General features: G+C 70.8%; 20 protein-coding genes. 4 read left to right on the top strand and 16 right to left on the bottom strand.

Going from position 1 to position 23,167, the window contains the following annotated elements; translation table 11 throughout:
- Nucleotides 1–195: 195 nt before the first annotated feature.
- Together fahA and CG747_RS27210 are read left to right on the top strand one after the other, a co-directional pair.
- The gene (fahA, locus tag CG747_RS27205) at nt 196–1,416 is read left to right on the top strand and encodes a fumarylacetoacetase (RefSeq protein ID WP_100604468.1); all 1,221 of its coding nucleotides are present in this window, start codon (nt 196–198) and stop codon (nt 1,414–1,416) included.
- Nucleotides 1,417–1,588: 172 nt separating this feature from the next.
- The gene (locus CG747_RS27210) at nt 1,589–2,077 is read left to right on the top strand and encodes a hypothetical protein (RefSeq protein ID WP_100604469.1); all 489 of its coding nucleotides are present in this window, start codon (nt 1,589–1,591) and stop codon (nt 2,075–2,077) included.
- Nucleotides 2,078–2,163: 86 nt separating this feature from the next.
- Here CG747_RS27210 and nuoN read toward each other — a convergent pair whose 3' ends face one another.
- From nuoN to CG747_RS27280, 14 genes are read right to left on the bottom strand one after another with little or no spacing between them, the layout of a single operon-like run.
- A complete protein-coding gene (nuoN, locus tag CG747_RS27215; protein ID WP_100604470.1) occupies nt 2,164–3,816 on the bottom strand; it encodes an NADH-quinone oxidoreductase subunit NuoN in 1,653 nt (550 codons plus the stop codon).
- Complete coding sequence (locus CG747_RS27220; protein ID WP_100604471.1) at nt 3,813–5,471, bottom strand: NADH-quinone oxidoreductase subunit M; 1,659 nt, start codon at nt 5,469–5,471, stop codon at nt 3,813–3,815. Before CG747_RS27220 ends, nuoN begins: the two co-directional genes overlap by 4 nt.
- 3 nt (nt 5,472–5,474) lie before the next feature.
- Nucleotides 5,475–7,382 carry an NADH-quinone oxidoreductase subunit L gene (gene nuoL, locus CG747_RS27225; protein ID WP_100604472.1) on the bottom strand — a complete coding sequence of 636 codons (1,908 nt, stop codon included), beginning with the start codon at nt 7,380–7,382 and terminating at the stop codon, nt 5,475–5,477.
- Nucleotides 7,383–7,395: 13 nt separating this feature from the next.
- On the bottom strand, nt 7,396–7,695 hold the full coding sequence (nuoK, locus tag CG747_RS27230) for an NADH-quinone oxidoreductase subunit NuoK (protein ID WP_100604473.1): 300 nt from the start codon (nt 7,693–7,695) through the stop codon (nt 7,396–7,398).
- Nucleotides 7,692–8,543 (bottom strand): NADH-quinone oxidoreductase subunit J, encoded by an 852-nt coding sequence (locus tag CG747_RS27235; RefSeq protein ID WP_100604474.1) that lies wholly within the window; start codon nt 8,541–8,543, stop codon nt 7,692–7,694. The genes nuoK and CG747_RS27235 overlap by 4 nt, the downstream gene beginning before the upstream one ends.
- A complete protein-coding gene (nuoI, locus tag CG747_RS27240; protein ID WP_180985724.1) occupies nt 8,540–9,157 on the bottom strand; it encodes an NADH-quinone oxidoreductase subunit NuoI in 618 nt (205 codons plus the stop codon). Before nuoI ends, CG747_RS27235 begins: the two co-directional genes overlap by 4 nt.
- The gene (nuoH, locus tag CG747_RS27245; protein ID WP_100604476.1) at nt 9,150–10,535 is read right to left on the bottom strand and encodes an NADH-quinone oxidoreductase subunit NuoH; all 1,386 of its coding nucleotides are present in this window, start codon (nt 10,533–10,535) and stop codon (nt 9,150–9,152) included. The genes nuoI and nuoH overlap by 8 nt, the downstream gene beginning before the upstream one ends.
- Nucleotides 10,532–13,087, bottom strand: a complete 2,556-nt coding sequence (locus tag CG747_RS27250) for an NADH-quinone oxidoreductase subunit G (RefSeq protein ID WP_100604477.1) — start codon at nt 13,085–13,087, stop codon at nt 10,532–10,534. The genes nuoH and CG747_RS27250 overlap by 4 nt, the downstream gene beginning before the upstream one ends.
- Nucleotides 13,084–14,466 carry an NADH-quinone oxidoreductase subunit NuoF gene (gene nuoF / locus CG747_RS27255; protein ID WP_100604478.1) on the bottom strand — a complete coding sequence of 461 codons (1,383 nt, stop codon included), beginning with the start codon at nt 14,464–14,466 and terminating at the stop codon, nt 13,084–13,086. The genes CG747_RS27250 and nuoF overlap by 4 nt, the downstream gene beginning before the upstream one ends.
- Nucleotides 14,466–15,281, bottom strand: a complete 816-nt coding sequence (gene nuoE, locus CG747_RS27260) for an NADH-quinone oxidoreductase subunit NuoE (protein ID WP_374701821.1) — start codon at nt 15,279–15,281, stop codon at nt 14,466–14,468. Before nuoE ends, nuoF begins: the two co-directional genes overlap by 1 nt.
- A 35-nt stretch (nt 15,282–15,316) precedes the next feature.
- A complete protein-coding gene (locus CG747_RS27265) occupies nt 15,317–16,651 on the bottom strand; it encodes an NADH-quinone oxidoreductase subunit D (protein ID WP_100604480.1) in 1,335 nt (444 codons plus the stop codon).
- On the bottom strand, nt 16,651–17,406 hold the full coding sequence (locus tag CG747_RS27270; protein WP_100604481.1) for an NADH-quinone oxidoreductase subunit C: 756 nt from the start codon (nt 17,404–17,406) through the stop codon (nt 16,651–16,653). Before CG747_RS27270 ends, CG747_RS27265 begins: the two co-directional genes overlap by 1 nt.
- Complete coding sequence (locus tag CG747_RS27275) at nt 17,403–17,975, bottom strand: NADH-quinone oxidoreductase subunit B family protein (RefSeq protein WP_100604482.1); 573 nt, start codon at nt 17,973–17,975, stop codon at nt 17,403–17,405. The genes CG747_RS27270 and CG747_RS27275 overlap by 4 nt, the downstream gene beginning before the upstream one ends.
- Nucleotides 17,976–17,984: 9 nt before the next feature.
- Nucleotides 17,985–18,344 (bottom strand): NADH-quinone oxidoreductase subunit A, encoded by a 360-nt coding sequence (locus CG747_RS27280; RefSeq protein ID WP_100604483.1) that lies wholly within the window; start codon nt 18,342–18,344, stop codon nt 17,985–17,987.
- A gap of 762 nt (nt 18,345–19,106) precedes the next feature.
- On the opposite strand from CG747_RS27280, the gene CG747_RS27285 reads away from it, so the two are divergent.
- Nucleotides 19,107–19,922 carry a C40 family peptidase gene (locus CG747_RS27285; RefSeq protein ID WP_100604484.1) on the top strand — a complete coding sequence of 272 codons (816 nt, stop codon included), beginning with the start codon at nt 19,107–19,109 and terminating at the stop codon, nt 19,920–19,922.
- 208 nt (nt 19,923–20,130) lie between these two features.
- On the opposite strand, the gene CG747_RS27290 is transcribed toward CG747_RS27285, so the two are convergent.
- Entirely contained in the window at nt 20,131–20,946 is an 816-nt protein-coding gene (locus tag CG747_RS27290) for an alpha/beta fold hydrolase (protein ID WP_100604485.1), read from the bottom strand.
- Nucleotides 20,947–21,102: 156 nt separating this feature from the next.
- Nucleotides 21,103–22,416 (bottom strand): geranylgeranyl reductase family protein, encoded by a 1,314-nt coding sequence (locus tag CG747_RS27295; protein ID WP_257980772.1) that lies wholly within the window; start codon nt 22,414–22,416, stop codon nt 21,103–21,105.
- 118 nt (nt 22,417–22,534) lie between these two features.
- On the opposite strand from CG747_RS27295, the gene CG747_RS27300 reads away from it, so the two are divergent.
- Nucleotides 22,535–23,068: a GNAT family N-acetyltransferase gene (locus tag CG747_RS27300; RefSeq protein ID WP_100604486.1), complete on the top strand. Its 534-nt coding sequence runs from the start codon at nt 22,535–22,537 to the stop codon at nt 23,066–23,068.
- Nucleotides 23,069–23,167: the final 99 nt, after the last annotated feature.

The following is a 23,167-nucleotide window of genomic DNA, read 5'->3' on the forward strand; positions in this document are numbered from 1 at the left end:
CCGCCCGGCACTTCCCGGCCCGGGACCGCCCGTTCCCGGCCGAGGACCACCCCACTGATCGCCACCGGCCGTACCCTGATCGCGGACCCACCGGTCCACGGGGCACCTCTCCCCAGGCTCTCCACGCGGTTCGAGCAGGGGACACCCCATCGGCCGGCCGCCCACCGGCGACGACGAACGCGAGGAGCAGACTCCATGCCCGAGCAGAGCCCGTTCGATCTGGCGGAAGGCGACCCCTTCGGCCCGCACACCCTCCCCTACGGCGTCTTCAGCACCGCCGACGCGCCCGGCCTGCGCCGGCTCGGCGTCCGCTACGGCCGCCACGTCCTGGACCTGGCCGCCCTGCCCGACGCCCTGCCCGACGTCGTCCCCGCGCCGCACGCCGCACTGCTCACCGCCGCCACCCTCAACCCGCTGCTGGCCGCCGGCCGCCCCGTCTGGCAGAAGGTCCACGCGGCGGTCCGCACCGCCCTGACCGACCCCGCGCACCGCACCGCGGTGGCCCCGCTGCTGCGCCCGTTGGACGACGGCCTCACCCTCCACCTGCCCTTCGAGGTCGCCGACTACGTCGACTTCTACTCCAGCGAGCACCACGCCACCAACGTCGGCCGGATCTTCCGCCCCGACGGCGCCGCCCTGCCGCCCAACTGGAAGCACCTGCCGATCGGTTACCACGGCCGGGCCGGCACCGTCGTCGTCTCCGGCACCCCGGTGGTGCGGCCGCACGGCCAGCGCAAGACCCCGGCCGACGCCGCGCCGCTCTTCGGCCCGTCCACCCGCCTGGACATCGAGGCCGAGGTCGGCTTCGTCGTCGGCACGCCCTCCGCGCTCCACGCGCCGGTCGGCCTGGACGCCTTCCGGGACCACGTCTTCGGCGTCTGCCTGGTCAACGACTGGTCCGCACGCGACATCCAGGCCTGGGAGTACGTGCCGCTCGGCCCGTTCCTCGGCAAGTCCTTCGCGACCTCCGTCTCCGCCTGGATCACCCCGCTCGACGCCTTCGACGCGGCCCGCACCGCGCCGCCCGCCCGGGACGTACCGGCGCTGCCGTACCTGGACGACACCGCCGCCGAGCCGGGCGGCCTCGACCTGCGGATCGAGGTGCGGCTCAACGGCGAGGTGATCTCCCGCCCGCCGTTCGCCGCGATGTACTGGACGGCCGCCCAGCAGTTGGCCCACATGACCGTCAACGGCGCCTCGCTGCGCACCGGCGACCTCTACGCCTCCGGCACCGTCTCCGGGCCCGAACCCGACCAGCTCGGCTGCCTGCTGGAGCTCACCCAGGGCAAGGGCCCCTACCTCCAGGACGGCGACGAGATCACCCTCACCGCCTGGGCACCCGGCCCGGACGGCGCCCGGATCGGGCTCGGCGAGGTCACCGGCCGGGTGCTGCCCGCCCGGGAGTTCCCGGCGTGACCCCCCGCCCGGCGCCTCCGCTCGCCCTCCCCGAGGAGCTGCCGCCGGGCAACGGACACCGCGCGGCCCGCCGCGAGCCGCGGCGGGCCGGCTGACCGCGTCGCTCACCCGCCGGCCGCCCCGGCCCGCTGCTAGCCTCACGTCTCCCTGTCCCACAACGGAGGAGACGTACGTGCGCAAGGCAGCGCAGTTCGCCGGGGCGGCCACCATCGCCGCGCTGCTGCTCAGCGGTTGCGGAAGCAGCGGCGGCAGCGGCAAGGACGCGAGCGCCCCGAGCAAGGCTCCGGAGGCCACCCCGACGGCCGCGGGCGGCGGCGACGGCAAGGCCGCGGACCCCACCGCCGTCGAGGGCGCCTGGAAGGGCGGCACGCCCGCCAGCCCGCTGGTCCTGGTGGTGGCCCAGGGCACCGTCGCGTTCAGCAACGGGCACAAGGCCGCGTGCATGGGCAAGGTCGAGAAGATGGCCGGGATGGCCATGGCCGTCCTCAAGTGCACCGACGGCGACACCACCCGCACCATGGGCACCCTCAAGCCCGGCGCGGACGGCAAGACCCTGACCGTCCGCTGGAAGGGCGGCCCGACCGACGAGTACACCAAGACCGACGACGGCAGCATCAAGATCCCGGACCTGCCGAAGATCCCGGATATGCCCAAGAGCTGACCGCGGCCCCGTACCGCGGCGCAACGGCCGCCGCCCGGCGCCCCCTTCCGGGGCACCGGGCGGCGGCCGTGCGCCTGGCGGGCGGATCAGCGGATGAAGACCCCCGCGTGCCCGGCCAGGTCGAGGAAGTACTGCGGTGCCACACCCAGCACCAGCGTGGCCGCGACACCGACCGCGATGGCGGTGGACGTCAGCACGCTGGGCACCGCGACCGTCGGACCGTCCGCCTTCGGCTCGCTGAAGAACATCAGCACGATCACCCGGATGTAGAAGAACGCCGCGATCGCCGAGGAGATCACACCGACCACCACCAGCCAGCCCGCGCCGCTCTCCGCCGCCGCCTTGAACACCGCGAACTTCCCGGCGAAGCCGGACGTCAGCGGGATGCCCGCGAAGGCCAGCAGGAAGACCGCGAAGACCGCGGCCACCAGGGGCGAACGCCGCCCGAGCCCGGCCCACTTGGACAGGTGGGTGGCCTCGCCGCCGGCGTCCCGGACCAGCGTCACCACGGCGAACGCGCCGAGCGTGACGAAGGAGTACGCCGCCAGATAGAAGAGCACCGAGGAGATGCCGTCCTGGCTGGCGGCGATGACACCGGCGAGGATGAACCCGGCGTGCGCGATGGAGGAGTAGGCCAGCAGCCGCTTGATGTCGGTCTGGGTGATGGCCAGGACCGCACCGCCCAGCATCGTCAGGATCGCCACGCCCCACATCACCGGCCGCCAGTCCCAGCGCATGCCGGGCAGGGCCACGTACAGTAGCCGCAGCAGCGCGCCGAACGCGGCGACCTTGGTGGCGGCCGCCATGAAGCCCGTCACCGGGGTGGGGGCGCCCTGGTAGACGTCCGGCGTCCACATGTGGAAGGGCACCGCGCCGACCTTGAACAGCAGGCCCATCAGCACCAGCGCCCCACCGATCAGCAGCAGCGCGTCATTGCCCATCGTGCCGGCCAGCGCCGGGTCGACCTGCCGGGCGCCGTCCGAGATCACCTCGGCGATCCCGGCGTACGTCACGGTGCCGGCGTAGCCGTAGAGCAGGGCCACGCCGAACAGCAGGAAGGCCGAGGAGAAGGCCCCGAGGAGGAAGTACTTCACCGCGGACTCCTGCGAGAGCAGCCGCTGGCGGCGGGCCAGCGCGCACAGGATGTACAGCGGGAGGGAGAAGACCTCCAGAGCGATGAAGAGGGTCAGCAGGTCGTTGGCGGCCGGGAAGACCAGCATGCCGCCGACCGCGAAGAGCAGGATCGGGAAGACCTCGGTGGTGGTGAACCCGGCCTTGACCGCGGTCTGTTCGGCCTCCCCGCCGGGGACCGCCGCGGCCTGCGCGGCGAAGGAGTCCACCCGCTTGCCGTGTGCCGCCGGGTCCAGCCGCCGCTCGGCGAAGGTGAAGACCGCGATCAGCGACACCAGCAGGATCGTGCCCTGAAGGAACAGCGCCGGGCCGTCCACCGCGATCGCGCCCATCGCGGCCAGATGCGCCTTGGACGAGCCGAAGCCGCCCGCCGCCAGGCCGATCACCGCGGCGAACGCGGCGGCCAGCGCCACCACGGACAGCAGCAGCTGCGCGTAGTAGCGGCCGCGGCGCGGCAGGAACGCCTCGATCAGGACGCCGACGACCGCGGCGCCCAGGATGATGAGCGTCGGCGACAGCTGTACGTACTCGATCTGCGGGGCCGGGATCTTGCCCGGCGTCCCGGCCGCCGCTGTCCACAGGCTGTGGACACTCGCCACGGAACTCACTTCGCGGCCTCCGCGTCTTGGGAGTGCGCGGTCTGGCCGTGCCGGCCTCCACCGGGCACGGCGTCCACCTGCACGCTGGGCTTGGGATCCTGCTTGTCCACGACGGACAGGGTGTGCTGGACCGCCGGATTGACGATGTCGGTGAGCGGCTTGGGATACACCCCGAGGAAGAGCAGCAGCGCGATCAGCGGCACGACCACCACCAGCTCCCGCGCCTTCAGGTCGGGCATCTTCCCGACCTCCGCCTTGACCGGGCCGGTCATCGTCCGCTGGTACAGCACGAGGACGTAGAGCGCGGCCAGGACGATGCCGAAGGTGGCGATGATCCCGACCGCCGGATAGCGGCTGAACGTGCCGACCAGGACCAGGAATTCACTGACGAACGGGGCCAGGCCGGGCAGCGACAGGGTGGCCAGACCGCCGACCAGGAAGGTGCCGGCGAGGACCGGGGCGACCTTCTGGACGCCGCCGTAGTCCGCGATCAGCCGCGAGCCACGGCGGCTGATCAGGAAGCCGGCCACCAGCATCAGCGCGGCGGTCGAGATGCCGTGGTTGACCATGTAGAGCGTCGCGCCGCCCTGGCCCTGGGAGGTCATCGCGAAGATGCCCAGGATGATGAAGCCGAAGTGCGAGATCGAGGCGTAGGCGATCAGCCGCTTGATGTCCCGCTGGCCGACCGCGAGCAGCGCGCCGTAGACGATGCTGATCAGCGCCAGCGCCAGGATCACCGGAGTGGCCCAGCTGCTGGCCTCCGGGAAGAGCTGGAGGCAGAAGCGGAGCATCGCGAAGGTGCCGACCTTGTCGACGACCGCGGTGATCAGCACCGCGACCGGGGAGGTCGCCTCGCCCATGGCGTTGGGCAGCCAGGTGTGCAGCGGCCACAGCGGGGCCTTCACCGCGAAGGCGAAGAAGAAGCCGAGGAAGAGCAGCCGCTCGGTGCCGGTGCCGATGCTCAGCGCGCCGGACGCCCGGGCGTCGACGATCTGCTGGAGCGAGAAGGTGCCGGTGCCCAACTGGTGGGCGGTGACGGCGTACAGCCCGATCACCGCGGCCAGCATGATCAGACCGCCGACGAGGTTGTAGAGCAGGAACTTCACCGCGGCGTACGAACGCTGGGCGGCGGCCTGCTGCTCGCCCCGTCCGCCGGCCCGGTCCCCGAAGCCGCCGATGAGGAAGTACATCGGGATCAGCATGGCTTCGAAGAAGACGTAGAAGAGGAAGACGTCGGTGGCCTCGAAGGAGAGCACCACCATCGCCTCGACGGCCAGGATCAGCGCGAAGAAGCCCTGGGTGGGCCGCCAGCGGCGATTGGGCTCCGCGCCCTCCAGCGGGTCGGCGTCGTGCCAGCCGGCCAGGATGACGAACGGGATCAGCAGCGCGGTCAGCGCGATCAGGGCGACCGCGATGCCGTCCACGCCGAGGTCGTACCGGACCCCGAAGTCCCGGATCCAGGCATGGGATTCGGTGAGCTGGAACGGCCCCTTGGCACCGGGGTCGAAGCGCACCGCGATCACCAGCGCCAGCGCCAGCGTGGCCAGCGAGAACAGCAGCGCCAGCCACTTGGCGGCGGTGCGCTTGGCGGCGGGCACCGCGGCGGTGGCGATCGCACCGATCGCCGGTACCGCGGCGGTCGCCGTCAGCAGGGGAAACGACATGGCTCAGACACCCCTCATCAGCAGGGTCGCGGCGACGAGAACGGCGGCCCCGCCCAGCATCTGGACCGCGTAGGAGCGGACGAAGCCGGTCTGCAACTGGCGCAGCCGGCTGGAGAGTCCGCCCATCGAGGCCGCCGTGCCGTTGACCGCGCCGTCCACCAGGGAGTGGTCGAGATAGACCAGCGTGCGGGTCAGATGCTCGCCGCCGCGCACCAGGACCACGTGGTTGAAGTCGTCCTGGAGCAGATCGCGGCGGGCCGCCCGGGTGAGCAGCGAACCGCGCGGGGCGGTGGCCGGGACCGGCTTGCGGCCGTACATCAGCCAGGCGATGCCTACGCCGATGAGCAGCACCACCATGGTGGCTCCGGTGACCACCCCGGCGCTCACCGGGGAGTGGCCGTGCGCGAAGGAGGTGACCGGCTCCAGCCAGCGGACGAAGGAGTCGCCCGCGCTGAACAGCCCGCCCGCGAAGACCGAGCCGATGGCCAGCACGATCATCGGGATCGTCATCACCTTCGGCGACTCGTGCGGGTGGAACTCCTGCGGGTCCCAGCGCTTCTCGCCGAAGAACGTCATCAGCATCACCCGCGTCATGTAGAACGCGGTGATCGCGGCGCCCAGCAGGGCCGCGCCGCCGAGGATCCAGCCCTCGGTGCCGCCGCGGGCGAACGCCGCCTCGATGATCTTGTCCTTGGAGAAGAAGCCGGACAGCCCGGGGAAGCCGATGATGGCCAGGTACCCGAGCCCGAAGGTGACGAAGGTGACCGGCATGTACTTTCGCAGTCCGCCGTAACGGCGCATGTCCACCTCGTCGTTCATCCCGTGCATCACGGAACCTGCGCCGAGGAAGAGGCCCGCCTTGAAGAAGCCGTGGGTGACCAGGTGCATGATCGCGAAGGCGTAGCCGATCGGGCCCAGACCGGCGGCCAGGACCATGTAGCCGATCTGCGACATCGTCGAACCGGCCAGCGCCTTCTTGATGTCGTCCTTGGCGCAACCGACGATCGCACCGAACAGCAGGGTGACCGCGCCGACCGCGACCACGGCGGTCTGCGCGTCCGGCGCGGCGTTGAAGATCGCGCCGGAGCGGGTGATCAGGTACACCCCGGCGGTGACCATCGTGGCGGCGTGGATCAGCGCCGACACCGGGGTCGGGCCCTCCATCGCATCGCCCAGCCAGGACTGCAGCGGCACCTGCGCCGACTTGCCGCAGGCGGCCAGCAGCAGCACCAGCCCGATGGCGGTCAGCTTCCCCTCGGAGCCCGGCGCGGCAGCGCCCGATGTCACAGCGCCGGTCGCGGAGAGCACCGGCCCGAAGGCGAACGTGCCGAACGTCGTGAACATCAGCATGATCGCGATGGACAGGCCCATGTCGCCGACGCGGTTGACCAGGAACGCCTTCTTCGCGGCGGTGGCCGCACTGGGCTTGTGCTGCCAGAACCCGATGAGCAGGTACGAGGCCAGGCCCACGCCCTCCCAACCGACGTACAGCAGGAGGTAGTTGTCGGCGAGGACGAGCAGCAGCATCGCCGCCAGGAAGAGATTGAGGTAGCCGAAGAAGCGGCGGCGCCGCTCGTCGTGCTCCATGTAGCCGATCGAATAGATGTGGATCAGTGAGCCGACACCCGTGATCAGCAGGACGAAGGTCATCGACAGCTGGTCGAGCTGGAAGGCGAGATCGGCCCGGAATCCACCGACCGGGATCCAGCTGAACAGGTGCTGGTGCAGCGCCCGGTGCTCGGCGCCCTTGCCGAGCATGTCGACGAAGAGCACCACCGCGACGGCGAACGAGGCCACCGCGAGGAGCGAGCCGATCCAGTGGCCGGTGCGGTCCAGGCGTTTACCGCCGCACAGCAGCAGGGCCGCACCGACCAGCGGTGCCGCGACGAGCAGCGCGATCAAGTTCTCCACTTTGTGCGACCCCTTACAGCTTCATCAGGCTGGCGTCGTCGACCGAGGCCGAATGACGGGTGCGGAAGATCGACACGATGATGGCCAGGCCGACCACGACCTCCGCCGCGGCGACGACCATCGTGAAGAAGGCGATGATCTGGCCGTCCAGATTCCCGTGCATCCGCGAGAAGGTGACAAAGGCGAGGTTGCAGGCGTTCAGCATCAGCTCGATGCACATGAACACCACGATGGCGTTCCGCCTGATCAGCACGCCGGCCGCACCGATGGTGAACAGCAGGGCGGCGAGGTAGAGGTAGTAGACCGGGCTCATTTCTGGGCGCCCTCCTTCGGTGCCGCGGGGCCGGGCCGCTTCTTGCCCGGGCGGCCGGACTCCCGCCCCAGCCACTCCTCGGACCGCTGCTCCAGCGCCTTGAGTTCGGCCAGCGACTGGCCGGAGACGTCCCGGACCTGGCCGCGCTCCCGCAGCGTCGGACTGACCGTCAGCTCGGACGGGGTGCCGTCCGGCAGCAGACCGGGGATGTCGACGGCGTTGTGCCGGGCGTAGACACCCGGTGCGGGCAGCGGCGTCACCTGCTTGCCCTCGCGGATGCGGGCCTCGGACAGCTCCCGCTGGGTCTTGGCGCGCTCGGTGCGCTCCCGGTGGGTGAGCACCATCGCGCCGACCACCGCGCTGATCAGCAGCGCGCCGGTGAGCTCGAAGGCGAAGACGTACTTGGTGAAGATCAGCGCGGCCAGGCCCTGCACATTGCCGCCGGCGTTGGCGTCGCCCAGGCCGTTGAACTCCTTGAGCGAGGCGTTGCCGATCCCGGCGATCAGCAGGATGCCGAAGCCGACGCCCAGTCCGGCGGCGAGCCAGCGCTGGCCCTTGAGGGTCTCCTTGAGGGAGTCCGCCGCGGTGACGCCGACCAGCATCACGACGAACAGGAACAGCATCATGATCGCGCCGGTGTAGACCACGATCTGCACGATGCCGAGGAAGTACGCGCCGTTGGCCAGATAGAAGACCGCCAGGACGATCATGGTCCCGGCGAGCGAAAGGGCGCTGTGCACCGCCCGCTTCATCAGGATCGTGCACAGCGCGCCGGCCACGGCGACGATCCCCAGGATCCAGAACTGCACGGCCTCCCCCGAGGAGGCCGCGGCGGCGAGGCCCGTCATGCGTGCGCCTCCTTGCCCGCGGCGTTCTGCTCTTGTGCGGGCTCGGCCGGGGCGTCCTCGGGCCGCTCGCCCTTGGACACCGCGACCTGCCGGACCGTGCCCGGCGCGGCCTCCGTCACCAGCCCGCTGTAGTAGTCCCGGTCGGTCATGCCCGGGTGGATCGCGTGCGGGGAGTCGACCATCCCCTCCGACAGGCCCACGAGCAGCTCTTCCTTGGTGTAGATGAGCGATTCCCGGGACCGGTCGGCGAGTTCGTACTCGTTGGTCATGGTGAGCGCGCGGGTCGGGCAGGCCTCCACGCACAGGCCGCACAGGATGCAGCGGAGGTAGTTGATCTGGTAGACCGCGCCGTACCGCTCGCCCGGGGAGTAGCGCTCCTCGTCGGTGTTGTCGGCACCCTCGACGTAGATCGCGTCCGCCGGACAGGCCCAGGCGCACAGCTCGCAGCCGATGCACTTCTCCAGCCCGTCCGGATGCCGGTTGAGCTGGTGCCGGCCGTGGAAGCGCGGCGCCGTCGGCTTCTTCTCCTCGGGGTACTGCTCGGTCAGCCGCTTCTTGAACATGGCCTTGAAGGTCACGCCGAAGCCGGCCACCGGGTTCTGGAACTCAGGCACCGTCGCCCCCCTTTCCGTCGCTCTCATCTCCGTCACTCACAGTGTCCACCCGACCACTGACAATCAACTCCCCGTCACGGCGGGGACGCCTGCGCGGCACCGGTGGCAGGGTCTGCCCGGGCAGCGGCGGAACGGGGAACCCGCCGGCCATCGGGTCGAAGGCGGTGTCGCCGTCGGTCTCCTCCTCCGGCTCCACGCGCCGGAAGAAGTCCACGACCAGCGAGATCAGCAGCAGCCCCACCGCGCTGCCGCCCACGTACAGCACGATCTGGGAGAAGTCGTAGCCCTCGTTCTTCAGCGCCCGGACGGTGGCGACGAGCAGCAGCCACACCATCGACACCGGGATGAGGACCTTCCAGCCCAGCCGCATCAGCTGGTCGTAGCGGACCCGTGGAAGGGTGCCGCGCAGCCAGATGAAGAAGAACAGCAGCAGCTGCACCTTGAGGACGAACCAGAGCATCGGCCACCAGCCGTGGTTCGCGCCCTCCCAGAACGTCGAGATCGGCCAGGGCGCCCGCCAACCGCCGAGGAAGAGGGTGACCGCCACCGACGAGACGGTGACCATGTTGACGTACTCGGCGAGCATGAACATCGCGAACTTGATGGACGAGTACTCGGTGTTGAAGCCGCCGACGAGGTCGCCCTCGGACTCCGGCATGTCGAACGGCGCGCGGTTGGTCTCCCCCACCATCGTCACGATGTAGATGAGGAACGACACCGGCAGCAGCAGCACGTACCACTTGTTCTGCTGCGACTCCACGATCGTCGACGTCGACATCGACCCGGAGTAGAGGAAGACCGACGCGAACGCCGCGCCCATCGCGATCTCGTACGAGATCATCTGCGCGCACGAGCGCAGACCGCCCAGCAGCGGGTACGTCGAACCGGACGACCAACCCGCCAGCACGATGCCGTAGATGCCGACCGAGGCCGTGGCCAGGATGTAGAGGACGCCGATCGGGAGGTCGGTGAGCTGCATCGGGGTGCGGTGGCCGAAGATCGAGATCTCGTTGCCCGACGGGCCGAAGGGGATCACCGCGATCGCCATGAAGGCCGGGATCGCCGCCACGATCGGCGCCAGGATGTACACCGCCTTGTCGGCGCGCCGGACGATCAGGTCCTCCTTCAGCATCAACTTGATGCCGTCGGCCAGGGACTGGAGCATCCCCCAGGGCCCGTGCCGGTTGGGGCCGATCCGCAGCTGCATCCAGGCGACGACCTTTCGTTCCCAGACGATCGAGAACAGCACCGTCAGCATCAGGAACGCGAAGCAGAACACCGCCTTGATGACGACCAGCCACCACGGGTCGCGCCCGAACATCGACAGGTCCTCCTGGGCGGCCAGCGCGGCCACCGGAAAACCGGGATGCTGCATCATGCGTCCACCTCCTTGGCCGGCACCGGCGTACCGGGGACTGCGGAGACCTTCACCAGCTCACCGGGGTGCGCCCCGGTGTCGGCGGCGACGCCCCCGCCCACGGAATTCAGCGGCAGCCACACCACGCGGTCGGGCATCGGCGTGACCTGGAGCGGCAGCCGGACCGAACCGGCCGGCCCGGTGACCACCAGCGGGTCGCCGTCCCGCACTCCGGTCTCCTGGGCGGTGGCCGGCGACAGGCGGGCGACCGCCGCGTGCCGGGTGCCGGCCAGCGCCTCGTCGCCTTCCTGAAGCAGCCCCTGGTCCAACAGCAGGCGGTGCCCGGCCAGGACGGCCTCACCGGCGGTCGGGCGGGGCAACGGCCGCCCCGTCTCGACCGGTTCGCCGCCGTACGGGCCGCGCCAGCCGCCGATCCGGTCCACCTCCCGCCGCACGGCGTGGACGTCCGGCAGGTCCAGGGCGCCCGCGGCGGAGCCGCCGGCGCCCTCCGTCATCGCGTCGGCGAGCATCTGGAGGACCCGGGCGTCCGGCGGCAGCTGCCGCCGGGTCATCTGGTCCGGCTTGAGCGCGGCCTCGAACGACCGGGCCCGGCCCTCCCAGTTGAGGAACGTGCCGGCCTTCTCCACCACCGCCGCCACCGGGAGGACCACGTCCGCCCGCTCGGTGACCCGGGAGGGCCGCAGCTCCAGGCTGACCAGGAATCCGACCTCGTCCAGCGCGGTCAGCGCCCGCGCCGGATCGGGCAGGTCGGCCACCTCCACGCCCGCCACCAGCAGGGCGCCCAGCTCACCGGTGGCCGCGGCCTCGATGATCTGGCCGGTGTCCCGGCCGTGCCGGTGCGGCAGCGCGGCCACACCCCAGGCGGCGGCGACCTCGTCCCGGGCCACCGGGTCGGTGGCCGGTCGGCCACCGGGCAGCAGCCCGGGCAGCGCACCGGCCTCGACGGCACCGCGCTCACCCGCCCGGCGCGGAATCCACACCAGGTGGGCGCCGGTGGCGGTGGCGGTGCGGAGCGCGGCGGTCAGCGCCCCGGGCACCGTCGCCAGCCGCTCGCCGACGACGATCACCGCGCCGTCCGCGCGCAACGCCTCGGCCGCGGCGCGCCCTTCACCGTCCAGGCCGACCCCACCCGCCAAGGCGTCCAGCCATTCGGTCTCCGTACCGGGCGCCGCGGGCAGCAGCGTCCCGCCGGCCTTGATCAACCCGCGGGTGGCGTGGCCGGCCAGCCCCCAGGTGCGCTGGCCGTGCCGGCGGTGTGCCTTGCGCAGCCGCAGGAAGACGCCGGGCGCCTCCTCCTCCGCCTCGATCCCGGCCAGCAGGACCGCGGGCGCCTGCTCCAGCGAGGTGTAGGTGACGCCGCTGCCGTCCAGGTCCCGGCCGCGGCCGGCGACCCGGGCCGCCAGGAAGTCGGCCTCCTCGGCGCTGTGCGGCCGGGCCCGGAAGTCGATGTCGTTGGTGTGCAGCGCGACCCGGGCGAACTTGGCGTAGGCGTAGGCGTCCTCGACGGTCAGCCGGCCGCCGGTCAGCACGCCGGCCCGGCCCCGGGCGGCGGCCAGGCCGCGCGCCGCGGCGTCCAGCGCGGCGGGCCAGCTCGCCGGCTCCAGTTCACCGGACTCGGCATTGCGCACCAGGGGGTGCGTCAGCCGGTCGCGCGCCTGCGCGTACCGGAAGGCGAACCGCCCCTTGTCGCAGATCCACTCCTCGTTGACCTCGGGGTCGTCCGCCGCCAGCCGCCGCAGCACCTTGCCGCGCCGGTGGTCGGTCCGGGTCGCGCAGCCGCCCGCGCAGTGCTCGCACACCGACGGCGAGGAGACCAGGTCGAAGGGGCGGGAGCGGAAGCGGTACGCGGCGGAGGTGAGCGCGCCCACCGGGCAGATCTGGATGGTGTTCCCGGAGAAGTACGACTCGAAGGGGTCGCCCTCACCGGTGCCGACCTGCTGGAGGGCGCCGCGCTCGATCAGTTCGATCATCGGGTCGCCGGCGATCTGGTTGCTGAAGCGGGTGCACCGCGCGCACAGCACGCACCGCTCGCGGTCCAGCAGCACCTGCGTGGAGATCGGCACCGGCTTCTCGTAGGTACGCTTCCTGCCCTCGAAGCGGGAGTCGGGGTCACCGACCTGCATCGCCTGGTTCTGCAGCGGGCACTCGCCGCCCTTGTCGCAGACCGGGCAGTCGAGCGGGTGGTTGATCAGCAGCAGCTCCATCACACCGCGCTGCGCCTTCTCGGCCACCGGGGAGGTCAGCTGGGTGCGGACCACCATCCCGTCGGTGCAGGTGATGGTGCAGGAGGCCATCGGCTTGCGCTGGCCCTCGACCTCGACGATGCACTGCCGGCAGGCGCCCGCCGGGTCCAGCAGCGGGTGGTCGCAGAAGCGCGGGATCTCGATGCCGAGGAGTTCGGCGGCCCGGATGACCAGCGTCCCCTTGGGGACGGAGATCTCGATGCCGTCGATCGTCAGGGTGACGAGGTCCTCCGGTGGCACCGCCGCCGCACCGCCCCCGTCGGGGCGCTGGCCCGCGGCAGGGCCGCTGCTTGGCTGGAGCATGGTCATGCGTTCACCCCCAGGTGAGCGTCGTTGCCGGCCCAGAGGGTCGACTTGGCGGGGTCGAAGGGGCAGCCCTTGCCGGTGACGTGCTCCTCGTACTCCGCGCGGAAGTACTTGAGCGAGGAGAAGATCGGCGAGGCGGCGCCGTCGCCGAGGGCGCAGAAGGACTTGCCGTTGATGTTGTCGGCGATGTCGGCGAGCTTGTCGAGGTCGGTCAGCCGGCCGCGGCCCGCTTCGAGGTCCCGGAGCAACTGCACCAGCCAGTACGTCCCTTCACGGCACGGAGTGCACTTGCCGCAGGACTCGTGGGCGTAGAACTCGGTCCAGCGGGTGACCGCCCGGACCACGCAGGTGGTCTCGTCGAAGCACTGCAGCGCCTTGGTGCCGAGCATCGAGCCGGCCGCGCCGACGCCCTCGTAGTCGAGCGGGACGTCGAGGTGCTCCTCGGTGAACATCGGGGTGGAGGAGCCGCCCGGCGTCCAGAACTTCAGCCGGTGGCCGGGGCGCATCCCGCCGCTGATGTCGAGCAGCTGGCGCAGGGTGATGCCCAACGGGCCTTCGTACTGGCCGGGGTTGGCGACGTGGCCGCTGAGCGAGTAGAGCGTGAAGCCCGGGGACTTCTCGCTGCCCATCGACCTGAACCACTCCTTGCCCCGGTTGAGGATCGCGGGAACCGAGGCGATGGATTCGACGTTGTTCACCACAGTGGGGCAGGCGTAGAGGCCGGCCACGGCGGGGAAGGGGGGTCGCAGACGGGGTTGGCCGCGACGACCTTCCAGGGAATCCAGCAGCGCGGTCTCCTCACCGCAGATGTACGCGCCGGCGCCCGCGTGCACCGTGACGTCCAGGTCGAGGCCCGAGCCGAGGACGCCCTTGCCGAGGAAGCCCGCCACGTACGCCTCGCGCACGGCCTCGTGCAGCCGGCGCAGCACGGGCACGACCTCACCGCGCAGATAGATGAAGGCGTGGTTCGAGCGGATCGCGTGAGCGGCGATCACGATCCCCTCGATGAGGGAGTGCGGGTTGGCGAAGAGGAGCGGGATGTCCTTGCAGGTCCCGGGCTCCGACTCGTCGGCGTTGACCACGAGGTAGTGCGGTTTGCCGTCGCCCTGCGGGATGAACTGCCACTTCATGCCGGTCGGGAAGCCGGCGCCGCCGCGGCCGCGGAGCCCGGAGTCCTTGACGTAGGCGATGACGTCGTCCGGGGCCATCGCGAGGGCCTTGCGGGCGCCTTCGTAGCCGTCGTGGCGCAGGTAGGTCTCCAGCGTCCAGGACTCGGGGGCGTCCCAGAAGGCGGACAGGACGGGGGCGAGGACCTTCTCCGGACTGGTCGTTCCTCCGGCGTGCGGCCCGGGGGCCCCGCCGAACTCGGCTGCCACGGTCATCACTCCCCCTCCTCGGATGCAGGACCGGCCGGGTGGCCGGGGTCGGCGGCCGAGGTCTGCTGCGGTGCGTCGTCGGGCCGCCCGGACGGCGGCTCACCGGACGGGCCGTCCGCGGTGCCGCGCGGGGCGACGACGTGACCGGCGTGACCGGGCGGGGTCTCGCCCCGGGCCAGCCGCAGTCCGACCAGGGAGGCGGGTCCGGCACCGCCGGTCGCCCCGACGGCACCGGACCGGCCGTCGGGGAAGCCGGCGAGGATCCGGGCGGTCTCCTTGAAGGAGCAGAGCGGGGCGCCGCGGGTGGGTTCGACGGTCCGGCCGGCCCGCAGGTCGTCGACGAGCTGCCGGGCGGAGCGGGGCGTCTGGTTGTCGAAGAACTCCCAGTTGACCATCACGACGGGGGCGAAGTCGCAGGCGGCGTTGCACTCGATGTGTTCGAGGGTGACCGTGCCGTCCTCGGTGGTCTCGCCGTTGCCGACGCCGAGGTGCTCCTGGAGTTCCTCGAAGATGGCGTCGCCGCCCATCACCGCGCACAGGGTGTTGGTGCAGACCCCGACCTGGTAGTCGCCGCCGGGCTTGCGGCGGTACATGGAGTAGAAGGTCGAGACCGCGGTGACCTCGGCGGTGGTCAGGTCGAGCTGCTCGGCGCAGAAGCGGACGCCGGTGCGGGTGACACAGCCTTCCTCGGCCTGGACGAGGTGGAGCAGCGGCAGCAGCGCCGAGCGGGAGTCGGGGTAGCGGGCGATCACCTCCTTCGCGTCCGCGGCGAGCCGGGCCTTGACGTCGGCCGGGTAGTCGGGTGCCGGAAGCCGGGGCATGCCCAGCTGGACGTCCTTGGGTGCCGGAGTGGCGTTCACCGGTCGACGCCTCCCATCACGGGGTCGATGGACGCGACGGCGACGATGACGTCGGCGACCTGGCCGCCCTCGCACATCGCTGCCATGGCCTGCAGGTTGGTGAACGAGGGGTCGCGGAAGTGCACCCGGTAGGGGCGGGTGCCGCCGTCGCTGACCACGTGCACGCCCAGCTCGCCCTTGGGCGACTCGACGGCGGTGTACGCCTGTCCCGGTGGGACCCGGAAGCCCTCCGTCACCAGCTTGAAGTGGTGGATCAGGGCCTCCATCGAGGTGCCCATGATCTTCTTGATGTGGTCCAGGGAATTGCCGAGGCCGTCGGGGCCGAGGGCCAACTGGGCGGGCCAGGCGATCTTCTTGTCGGCGACCATCACCGGCCCCGGCTCCAGCCGGTCCAGGCACTGTTCGACGATCCTCAGCGACTGGCGCATCTCCTCCAGCCGGATCAGGAACCGGCCGTAGGCATCGCAGGTGTCGGCTGTCGGCACCTCGAAGTCGTAGTTCTCGTATCCACAGTACGGCTGCGTCTTGCGCAGGTCATGGGGCAGTCCGGCGGACCGGACGAGGGGCCCGGTGGCTCCGGTGGCCATACAGCCGGCCAGGTCGAGGTAGCCGATGCCCTCCATGCGCGCCTTGAAGACCGGGTTGCCGGTGGCGAGCTTGTCGTACTCGGCCATGTTCTTGTGCATCTTCTTGACGAAGGCGCGGACCTGGTCGACGGCGCCGGCCGGCAGGTCCTGGGCGAGGCCGCCGGGGCGGATGTAGGCGTGGTTCATCCGCAGGCCGGTGATCAGCTCGTAGATGTCCAGGATCAGCTCCCGGTCGCGGAAGCCGTAGATCATGATCGTGGTGGCGCCGAGCTCCATGCCGCCGGTGGCGATGCACACCAGGTGGGAGGAGAGCCGGTTGAGCTCCATCAGCAGCACGCGGATCACCGAGGCCCGGTCCGGGACGTCGTCGGTGATGCCGAGCAGCTTCTCCACGGCCAGGCAGTACGCCGTCTCGTTGAAGAACGGCGTGAGGTAGTCCATCCGCGTCACGAACGTCGTGCCCTGCGTCCAGGTGCGGAATTCGAGGTTCTTCTCGATGCCGGTGTGGAGGTAGCCGATGCCGCAGCGGGCCTCGGTGACGGTCTCGCCGTCGATCTCCAGGATCAGCCGGAGCACGCCGTGGGTGGAGGGGTGCTGCGGCCCCATGTTGACGATGATCCGCTCGTCGTCGGACTTGGCGGCGGCCGCGGCGATCTCGTCCCAGTCGCCACCGGTGACGGTGTAGACGGGGCCCTCGGTGGTCTCGCGGGGGGTGGCCCGGGACGTCTCGCTGGGAGTGCTCATCAGGTGTACGACCTCCGCTGGTCGGGAGCCGGGATCTGCGCGCCCTTGTACTCGACGGGGATGCCGCCGAGGGGGTAGTCCTTGCGCTGCGGGAAGCCCTGCCAGTCGTCCGGCATCATGATCCGGGTGAGCGCCGGGTGCCCGTCGAAGATCAGGCCGAAGAAGTCGTAGGTCTCGCGCTCGTGCCAGTCGTTGGTCGGGTAGACGTCGACGATCGACGGCAGGTGCGGGTCGGTGTCCGGGGCGGCGACCTCCAGCCGGATCAGCCGGTTGTGGGTGATCGAGCGCAGGTGGTAGACGGCGTGCAGCTCGCGGCCCTTGTCGTCGGGGTAGTGGACGCCGCTGACCCCGGTGCACAGCTCGAAGCGGAGCGCGGGGTCGTCGCGCAGGGTGCGCGCGGTGACCGGCAGGAACTCCCGGTGGATGTGGAAGGTCAGCTCGCCGCGGTCGACGACGGTCTTCTCGATGACGTTCTCGGGCACCAGACCCTGTTCGTCGAGGGCGCCCTCCAGCTCGTCGGCGATCTCGTCGAAGAGGCCGGCTCCCTCGGTGCCGCCCGGTCCGCCGTAGGGGCGGGAGCTGGCGCCGGGCAGCCGGACGGTGCGGACCAGGCCGCCGTAACCGGTGGTGTCACCGCCGTTGGCGGCGCCGAACATCCCGCGGCGGGTCCCGATCACCTCGCCGGTGTCCGCGCGCTGCGCCGGGACGGCCTCGTCGGGGGCGCCCTGGGCGTCGGGGTTCGTCGGCTCGCTCACCGCAGCAGCCCTTTCTTCTCTGACGAGCGGTCCATCTCGATCAGCGGGAGTGCCCTGAGCGCCGCCGCCTCCTCCTCGTGGGCCGCCTGCACGGCGTTGACCCCGAGCTTGCTGCTCTGGATCTTCTTGTGGAGCTTGAGGATGGCGTCCATGAGCATCTCGGGGCGGGGCGGGCAGCCCGGCAGGTAGATGTCGACGGGGACGATGTGGTCGACGCCCTGCACGATCGCGTAGTTGTTGAACATGCCGCCCGAGGAGGCGCAAACCCCCATGGAGATCACCCACTTCGGGTTCGGCATCTGGTCGTAGACCTGCCGCAGCACGGGCGCCATCTTCTGGCTCACCCGGCCGGCCACGATCATCAGGTCGGCCTGCCGCGGGGAGCCGCGGAAGACCTCCATGCCGAAGCGGGCCAGGTCGTAGCGCCCGGCGCCGGTGGTCATCATCTCGATGGCGCAGCAGGCCAGCCCGAAGGTCGCGGGGAAGACCGATGACTTGCGCACCCAGCCCGCGGCCTGCTCGACGGTGGTCAGCAAAAAGCCGCTGGGCAGCTTCTCTTCCAGTCCCATTGGTGCCCCCTAGTCCCATTCCAGGCCGCCGCGACGCCAGACGTAGGCGTAGGCGACGAAGACGGTGAGCGCGAAGAGGAGCATCTCGACGAGCCCGAACAGTCCCAGGGCGTCGAAGCTGACCGCCCAGGGGTAGAGGAAGACGATCTCGATGTCGAAGACGATGAAGAGCATCGCCGTCAGGTAGTACTTGATCGGGAAGCGACCACCGCCGGACGGAAGCGGCGTGGGCTCGATTCCGCATTCGTACGCTTCGAGCTTGGCCCGGTTGTAGCGCCTGGGGCCGATGAGCGTGGCCATGACCACGGAGAAGATCGCAAAGCCTGCCCCGAGGGCTCCCAGTACGAGGATGGGCGCGTAAGCGTTCACCGTCCTCGCTCCCTTCAGTCGACGATGACTGGATGGCGGTCCGCTCGGGCTCGGCTGCCACACGGTGATCGTGGATATGTGAGGCAGTTCACAAGCCCGATGCCCGCATCTTATGCCCGTCGGTCTGTGATCTGCGACACGGGGTGAGCCAACGCCTTTGTGATCTTCACCACCTGACGAAGGATCATGAAGTCGGATGACCGGTGATCTCCGCACACGAAGCGCGCGAGTGATCACCAGAGGTGACATTCGCCGGGGTTACCGCTGGTCAGCGCGTTGGTTTCACTATCAAGGAGTGGGCCGGGCAGGCAAATTGGCGCTGGACGCGCTTCAACTGCTATATGCGCGGCGGCCGTAGACGTGATGCTCTCGTGACCCTCTCGTGATCGTCGGTACGTGCTCCCGTTCACGAGCGGAGGGTGGATCCGCGGAACTCCGGGACGGCGCGAGGCCGGCCGGCGGCCGACGGTCGGTCACGGGAACATAACGGACACTCACGAGTGACCTATCCCACGCGCCTTGGAGCCATAAGACCTTGACGTCCGGGAAGCCTTGGCGTGGCGGATCAAGAAGTGATAAGCGCCCCCGGAGGCCGCGCCGGACATCAAATGCCGTGCGTAGGAACATGATCGCGAAATTCGGACATCGCGTCAGCGGCGCGGCAGCTGACGAAAAGTCCGTTTTATTCGCCGTGAACACGACAAGTGTGGCGCACTCCACCTTTGTTGGCAGCAACCTGCGGCTCCTGATAGCCGTGGTGGCATGTCCCCGAACGCACTCATACCCAGCCACCGGAAGCCCCGCCGCTCCGCGTCCTCGCGGGCCCTGCGTGCGGGCGTGACCGGTGGCTTCCTCACCCTCGCGGTGACCGGCGCGACCGTGCCGGCCAATGCCGCCGAGAAGCCCGTCTCCGAGACCCAGGAGATGCCTACCATCACGACGGCGCTGGCCACCAGTGCCGCCAAGAGCGCCGACGCCGCCCAGCAGGCCGCTTTCAGCTACGAGCGGCAGGCGCTCCAGGACGCGGCCGCCGCCAAGGCCGACAAGGACGCGGGCAAGGCGAAGGCCGCCGCGGAGAAGAAGGCCAAGGCCGAGGCCGAGGCGAAGAAGGCCGCCGACGAGGCCCGCAAGGCCAAGGAAGCCGCGCAGGCCCGCGCCTCCCGCTCCGACGCGCGCACCGCGCTCTCCGCCGTCTCCGACGCCCCCTCCACCGGCAGCAGCAGCGGCAGCGTCTCCACCCTCGTCTCCTTCCTGAAGGCGCAGCTCGGCAAGGCGTACGTGCTCGGCTCCAGCGGCCCGTCCTCGTACGACTGCTCCGGCCTGACCCAGGCCGCGTTCTCCCAGATCGGCATCGACCTGCCGCGCGTCTCGCAGAGCCAGTCGACCACCGGCACCCAGGTCGGCCTCGGCAACCTCCAGGTCGGCGACATCCTCTACTGGGGCAGCGCCGGCAGCGCCTACCACGTCGCCGTCTACGTCGGGAACGGCAACTTCATCGGCGCCCAGAACCCGAGCACCGGCATCGTCGAGCGCCCCCTCAGCTACGACATGCCCACCGGCGCGGTGCGCGTCCTGTAAAGGACCGCGCCCCCGGACCGCTCTACGGAACCGCCCCTTCCCCCGCTCGGGAGGGGCGGTTCCGCGTTGTCCGGGCCGAGCGGGACCACCCGGCGTCCGTCTCGCGCCGCCCGGCGCACCGCCCCCTGCCGACCGCGCCGGTGCCGCGCGCCCGCGCCGCTCTTCGGCCGGGCCGCCACCGCCCGACCCCGGACCCGGCCGCCGGCCGTCAGTCCTTGAGGAACTCCGACAGGTCCGCGTTGAGCCGGGCGTGGTGGCTGGCGTAGAGGCCGTGGCCGGCGTCCGGGTACTCCTTGTAGACGGCGCCCGGGATCAGTTCCGCGGTCCGCCGGCCGGTGACGTCGATCGGCGCGGAGAAGTCGGCCGCGCCGTGCACGACCAGGGTCGGGACGTCGATCTCGCGCAGCCCCGCCCGGTGGTCGGTGTGGAAGACCGCCCGCTGCACCTGCTGGGTCGCGTACGGCGCGCAGGCCATCACCTGCTGGATGGTGAAGTCGACCATGAGGGGGTGGACGTCGTTGCCCAGGTGGGTGGCGAAGAAGACCTGCGCCTGTTGGGCCATCCACCGGGGCCGGTCGGTCCGCAGCAGCGCCATCGACTCCTCGAAGGCGGACTCCGGCAGCCCCTCGGGGTTGTCCTCGGTCCGCTTCATGAACGGCAGGGTCGCCGCGAGGAACACGGCCCGGCGGACCCGCCCGGAACCGTGCCGGGCCAGATAGCGGGCGACCTCCGCACCGCCCAGCGAATGCCCGATCAAGGTCACCCCGTCCAGCCCGAGGTGGTCCAGCAGGGCGGCCAGGTCGTCCGAGGTCGCATCGGTGTCGTAGCCGCCGGAGGGCCGGTCCGAGCGGCCGTGTCCGCGCCGGTCGAACGCGACGCAGCGAAAGCCCCGCTCGACGAAGTAGGGGATCTGGTACTCCCACATGTCGGTGGTGAGCATGGCGCTCGCCACGAACACCAGCGGCTCGCCCTGGCCGTACTCCTCGTACCAGAGCCGGGTCCCGTCGTGGCCTTCGAAGAACATGGCGTTTCCTCCCGTTGCGGTGCGTTCCGTCGCGTCCGCCTGCGACGCGTCCCACGATGCCGGGACGGGAGGAGTGCCTCAATTACCTCCCATGTCATGGGAGGTGGGCCGAGGACCCGAGACCGCCCGCATCCCCTGCGGGCGGCCCGGGGCGGGTCACGCCTTCGGCGCGACCTTGCTCAGGCCGTTGATGATCCGGTCCATCGCGTCGCCGCCCGACGGGTCGGTGAGGTTGGCGAGCATCTTCAGCGTGAAGCGCATCAGCAGCGGGTGGGTCAGGCCGCGCTGGGTGGCGATCTGCATCACCTTGGGGTTGCCGATCAGCTTCACGAACGCCCGGCCGAGGGAGTAGTAGCCGCCGTAGGTGTCCTTGAGGATCTTCGGATAGCGGTGCAGCGCCAGCTCGCGCTGGGCGTACGTGGCACGGGCCTGCGCCTGCACGATCACCTCGGCGGCGAGGGCGCCGGACTCCATGGCGTACGCGATGCCCTCGCCGTTGAACGGGTTGACCAGGCCGCCGGCGTCGCCGACCAGCAGGAGGCCCTTGGTGTAGTGCGGCTGGCGGTTGAAGGCCATCGGGAGGGCCGCGCCGCGGATCGGACCGGTCATGTTCTCCGGGGTGTAGCCCCAGTCGGCGGGCATCGACGCGCACCACGCCTTGAGGATCTCCCGCCAGTCCAGCTCCCGGAAGGCGGAGCTGGAGTTGAGGATCCCGAGGCCGACGTTGCTCGTGCCGTCGCCCATGCCGAAGATCCAGCCGTAGCCCGGCAGCAGCCGGTCCTGGGCGCCCCGGCGGTCCCACAGCTCCAGCCAGGACTCCAGGTAGTCGTCGTCGTGCCGCGGCGAGGTGAAGTACGTCCGCACCGCGACGCCCATCGGCCGGTCCTCGCGCCGGTGCAGCCCCATCGCCAGCGACAGCCGGGTGGAGTTGCCGTCGGCGGCGACCACGATCGGGGCGTGGAAGGTCACCGGCGCCTTCTCCTCGCCGAGCTTGGCGTGCACGCCGGTGATGTGCCCGGTCAGCTCGTTGACGATCGGCGCGCCCACGTTGCACCGCTCGTAGAGCCGGGCGCCGGCCTTCTGCGCCTGCCGGGCCAGCTGCTCGTCGAAGTCGTCCCGCTTGCGGACCAGTCCGTAGTCCGGGAAGGAGGCGAGTTCCGGCCAGTCGAGCTGGAGCCGGGAGCCGCCGCCGATGATGCGCAGACCCTTGTTGCGCAGCCAGCCGGCCTCCTCGGAGATGTCGATGCCCATCGCGATCAGCTGCTTGGTGGCGCGCGGGGTGAGCCCGTCACCGCAGACCTTCTCGCGCGGGAACGCCGTCTTCTCCAGGAGCAGTACGTCCAGGCCGGACTTGGCGAGGTGGTAGGCGGTGGCCGAGCCGGCCGGTCCGGCGCCGACGACGATCACGTCCGCGCGGTGCTCCGATCGGGGCGTGGTCACGGACTCGGTCACGGACGCGGACTCGGTCACGGCGTTTTCTCCCGAAAGTCGATATCTGGATATCCGCGGCGGATATCTGGGTGCCGACCGGCACTGGGCAGGTGCAGTCTATGGGGGCCTTGATGATCGGAAACTGAAGGGTTGTCCCATGACGCCTGCGCCCGCTCCCCGGCCCGCGCGCCCCCTCCCCGCCGTCGAACTGCGGATACCCACCGACGAGGACGCACTGCACTGGCACCGGGTCTTCAACGACCCCGCGGTGATGGAGTTCCACGGCGGCGCCCCCGCCGAACTCTCGGTCTACGAGGAGTTCACCGCCCGCCAGCGCCGCCACCACGCCGAACGGGGCTTCTGCCTCTACACCCTGCTGGACCCGTCGGACGGCGCGGTCATCGGCTTCACCGGCGCCCAGCCCTGGCCGTCGGAGTGGGGCCCGGTCGGCGAGATCGAGATCGGCTGGCGGCTGGGCCGGGCGTACTGGGGCAAGGGGTACGCCACGACGGCCGCGCAGCGGGCGCTGGACGCCGTACGGGCGGCCGGGGTCCGCGAGGTGGTGGCGATGGTGGATTCCCGCAACACCCGGTCGCTCGCGGTGACCCGGCGCCTGGGGATGCGCCTGGACGAGACGTTCCCGACGCCGACCGGCGAGCGGACGGCGCACTGCCACCGGCTGGCCCTCTGACCCGGGTACGGGAGCTCCGGCCCGGCCCGGGAGGAATCCTGGGCCGGCACCGGAAATGACCGAAAGAAAAGCAACGGCGACACATCCATTGCCGCACCC

The organism is Streptomyces sp. CB02959 (assembly GCF_002803155.1).
In the GTDB taxonomy this organism is placed as follows: Bacteria; Actinomycetota; Actinomycetes; order Streptomycetales; family Streptomycetaceae; genus Streptomyces.

What these genes read in the sequence shown, in the direction of transcription:
- nuoH (WP_100604476.1), bottom strand. Translation starts at nt 10,535, where the DNA reads ATGATGCAGCATCCCGGTTTTCCGGTGGCCGCGCTGGCCGCCCAGGAG.
- CG747_RS27265 (WP_100604480.1), bottom strand. Translation starts at nt 16,651, where the DNA reads ATGAGCACTCCCAGCGAGACGTCCCGGGCCACCCCCCGCGAGACCACC.
- fahA (WP_100604468.1), top strand. Translation starts at nt 196, where the DNA reads ATGCCCGAGCAGAGCCCGTTCGATCTGGCGGAAGGCGACCCCTTCGGC.
- CG747_RS27250 (WP_100604477.1), bottom strand. Translation starts at nt 13,087, where the DNA reads ATGACCATGCTCCAGCCAAGCAGCGGCCCTGCCGCGGGCCAGCGCCCC.
- CG747_RS27290 (WP_100604485.1), bottom strand. Translation starts at nt 20,946, where the DNA reads ATGTTCTTCGAAGGCCACGACGGGACCCGGCTCTGGTACGAGGAGTAC.
- CG747_RS27300 (WP_100604486.1), top strand. Translation starts at nt 22,535, where the DNA reads ATGACGCCTGCGCCCGCTCCCCGGCCCGCGCGCCCCCTCCCCGCCGTC.
- nuoK (WP_100604473.1), bottom strand. Translation starts at nt 7,695, where the DNA reads ATGAGCCCGGTCTACTACCTCTACCTCGCCGCCCTGCTGTTCACCATC.
- CG747_RS27220 (WP_100604471.1), bottom strand. Translation starts at nt 5,471, where the DNA reads ATGTCGTTTCCCCTGCTGACGGCGACCGCCGCGGTACCGGCGATCGGT.
- CG747_RS27285 (WP_100604484.1), top strand. Translation starts at nt 19,107, where the DNA reads ATGTCCCCGAACGCACTCATACCCAGCCACCGGAAGCCCCGCCGCTCC.
- nuoE (WP_374701821.1), bottom strand. Translation starts at nt 15,281, where the DNA reads ATGCCCCGGCTTCCGGCACCCGACTACCCGGCCGACGTCAAGGCCCGG.
- CG747_RS27275 (WP_100604482.1), bottom strand. Translation starts at nt 17,975, where the DNA reads ATGGGACTGGAAGAGAAGCTGCCCAGCGGCTTTTTGCTGACCACCGTC.
- nuoF (WP_100604478.1), bottom strand. Translation starts at nt 14,466, where the DNA reads ATGACCGTGGCAGCCGAGTTCGGCGGGGCCCCCGGGCCGCACGCCGGA.
- CG747_RS27235 (WP_100604474.1), bottom strand. Translation starts at nt 8,543, where the DNA reads ATGACGGGCCTCGCCGCCGCGGCCTCCTCGGGGGAGGCCGTGCAGTTC.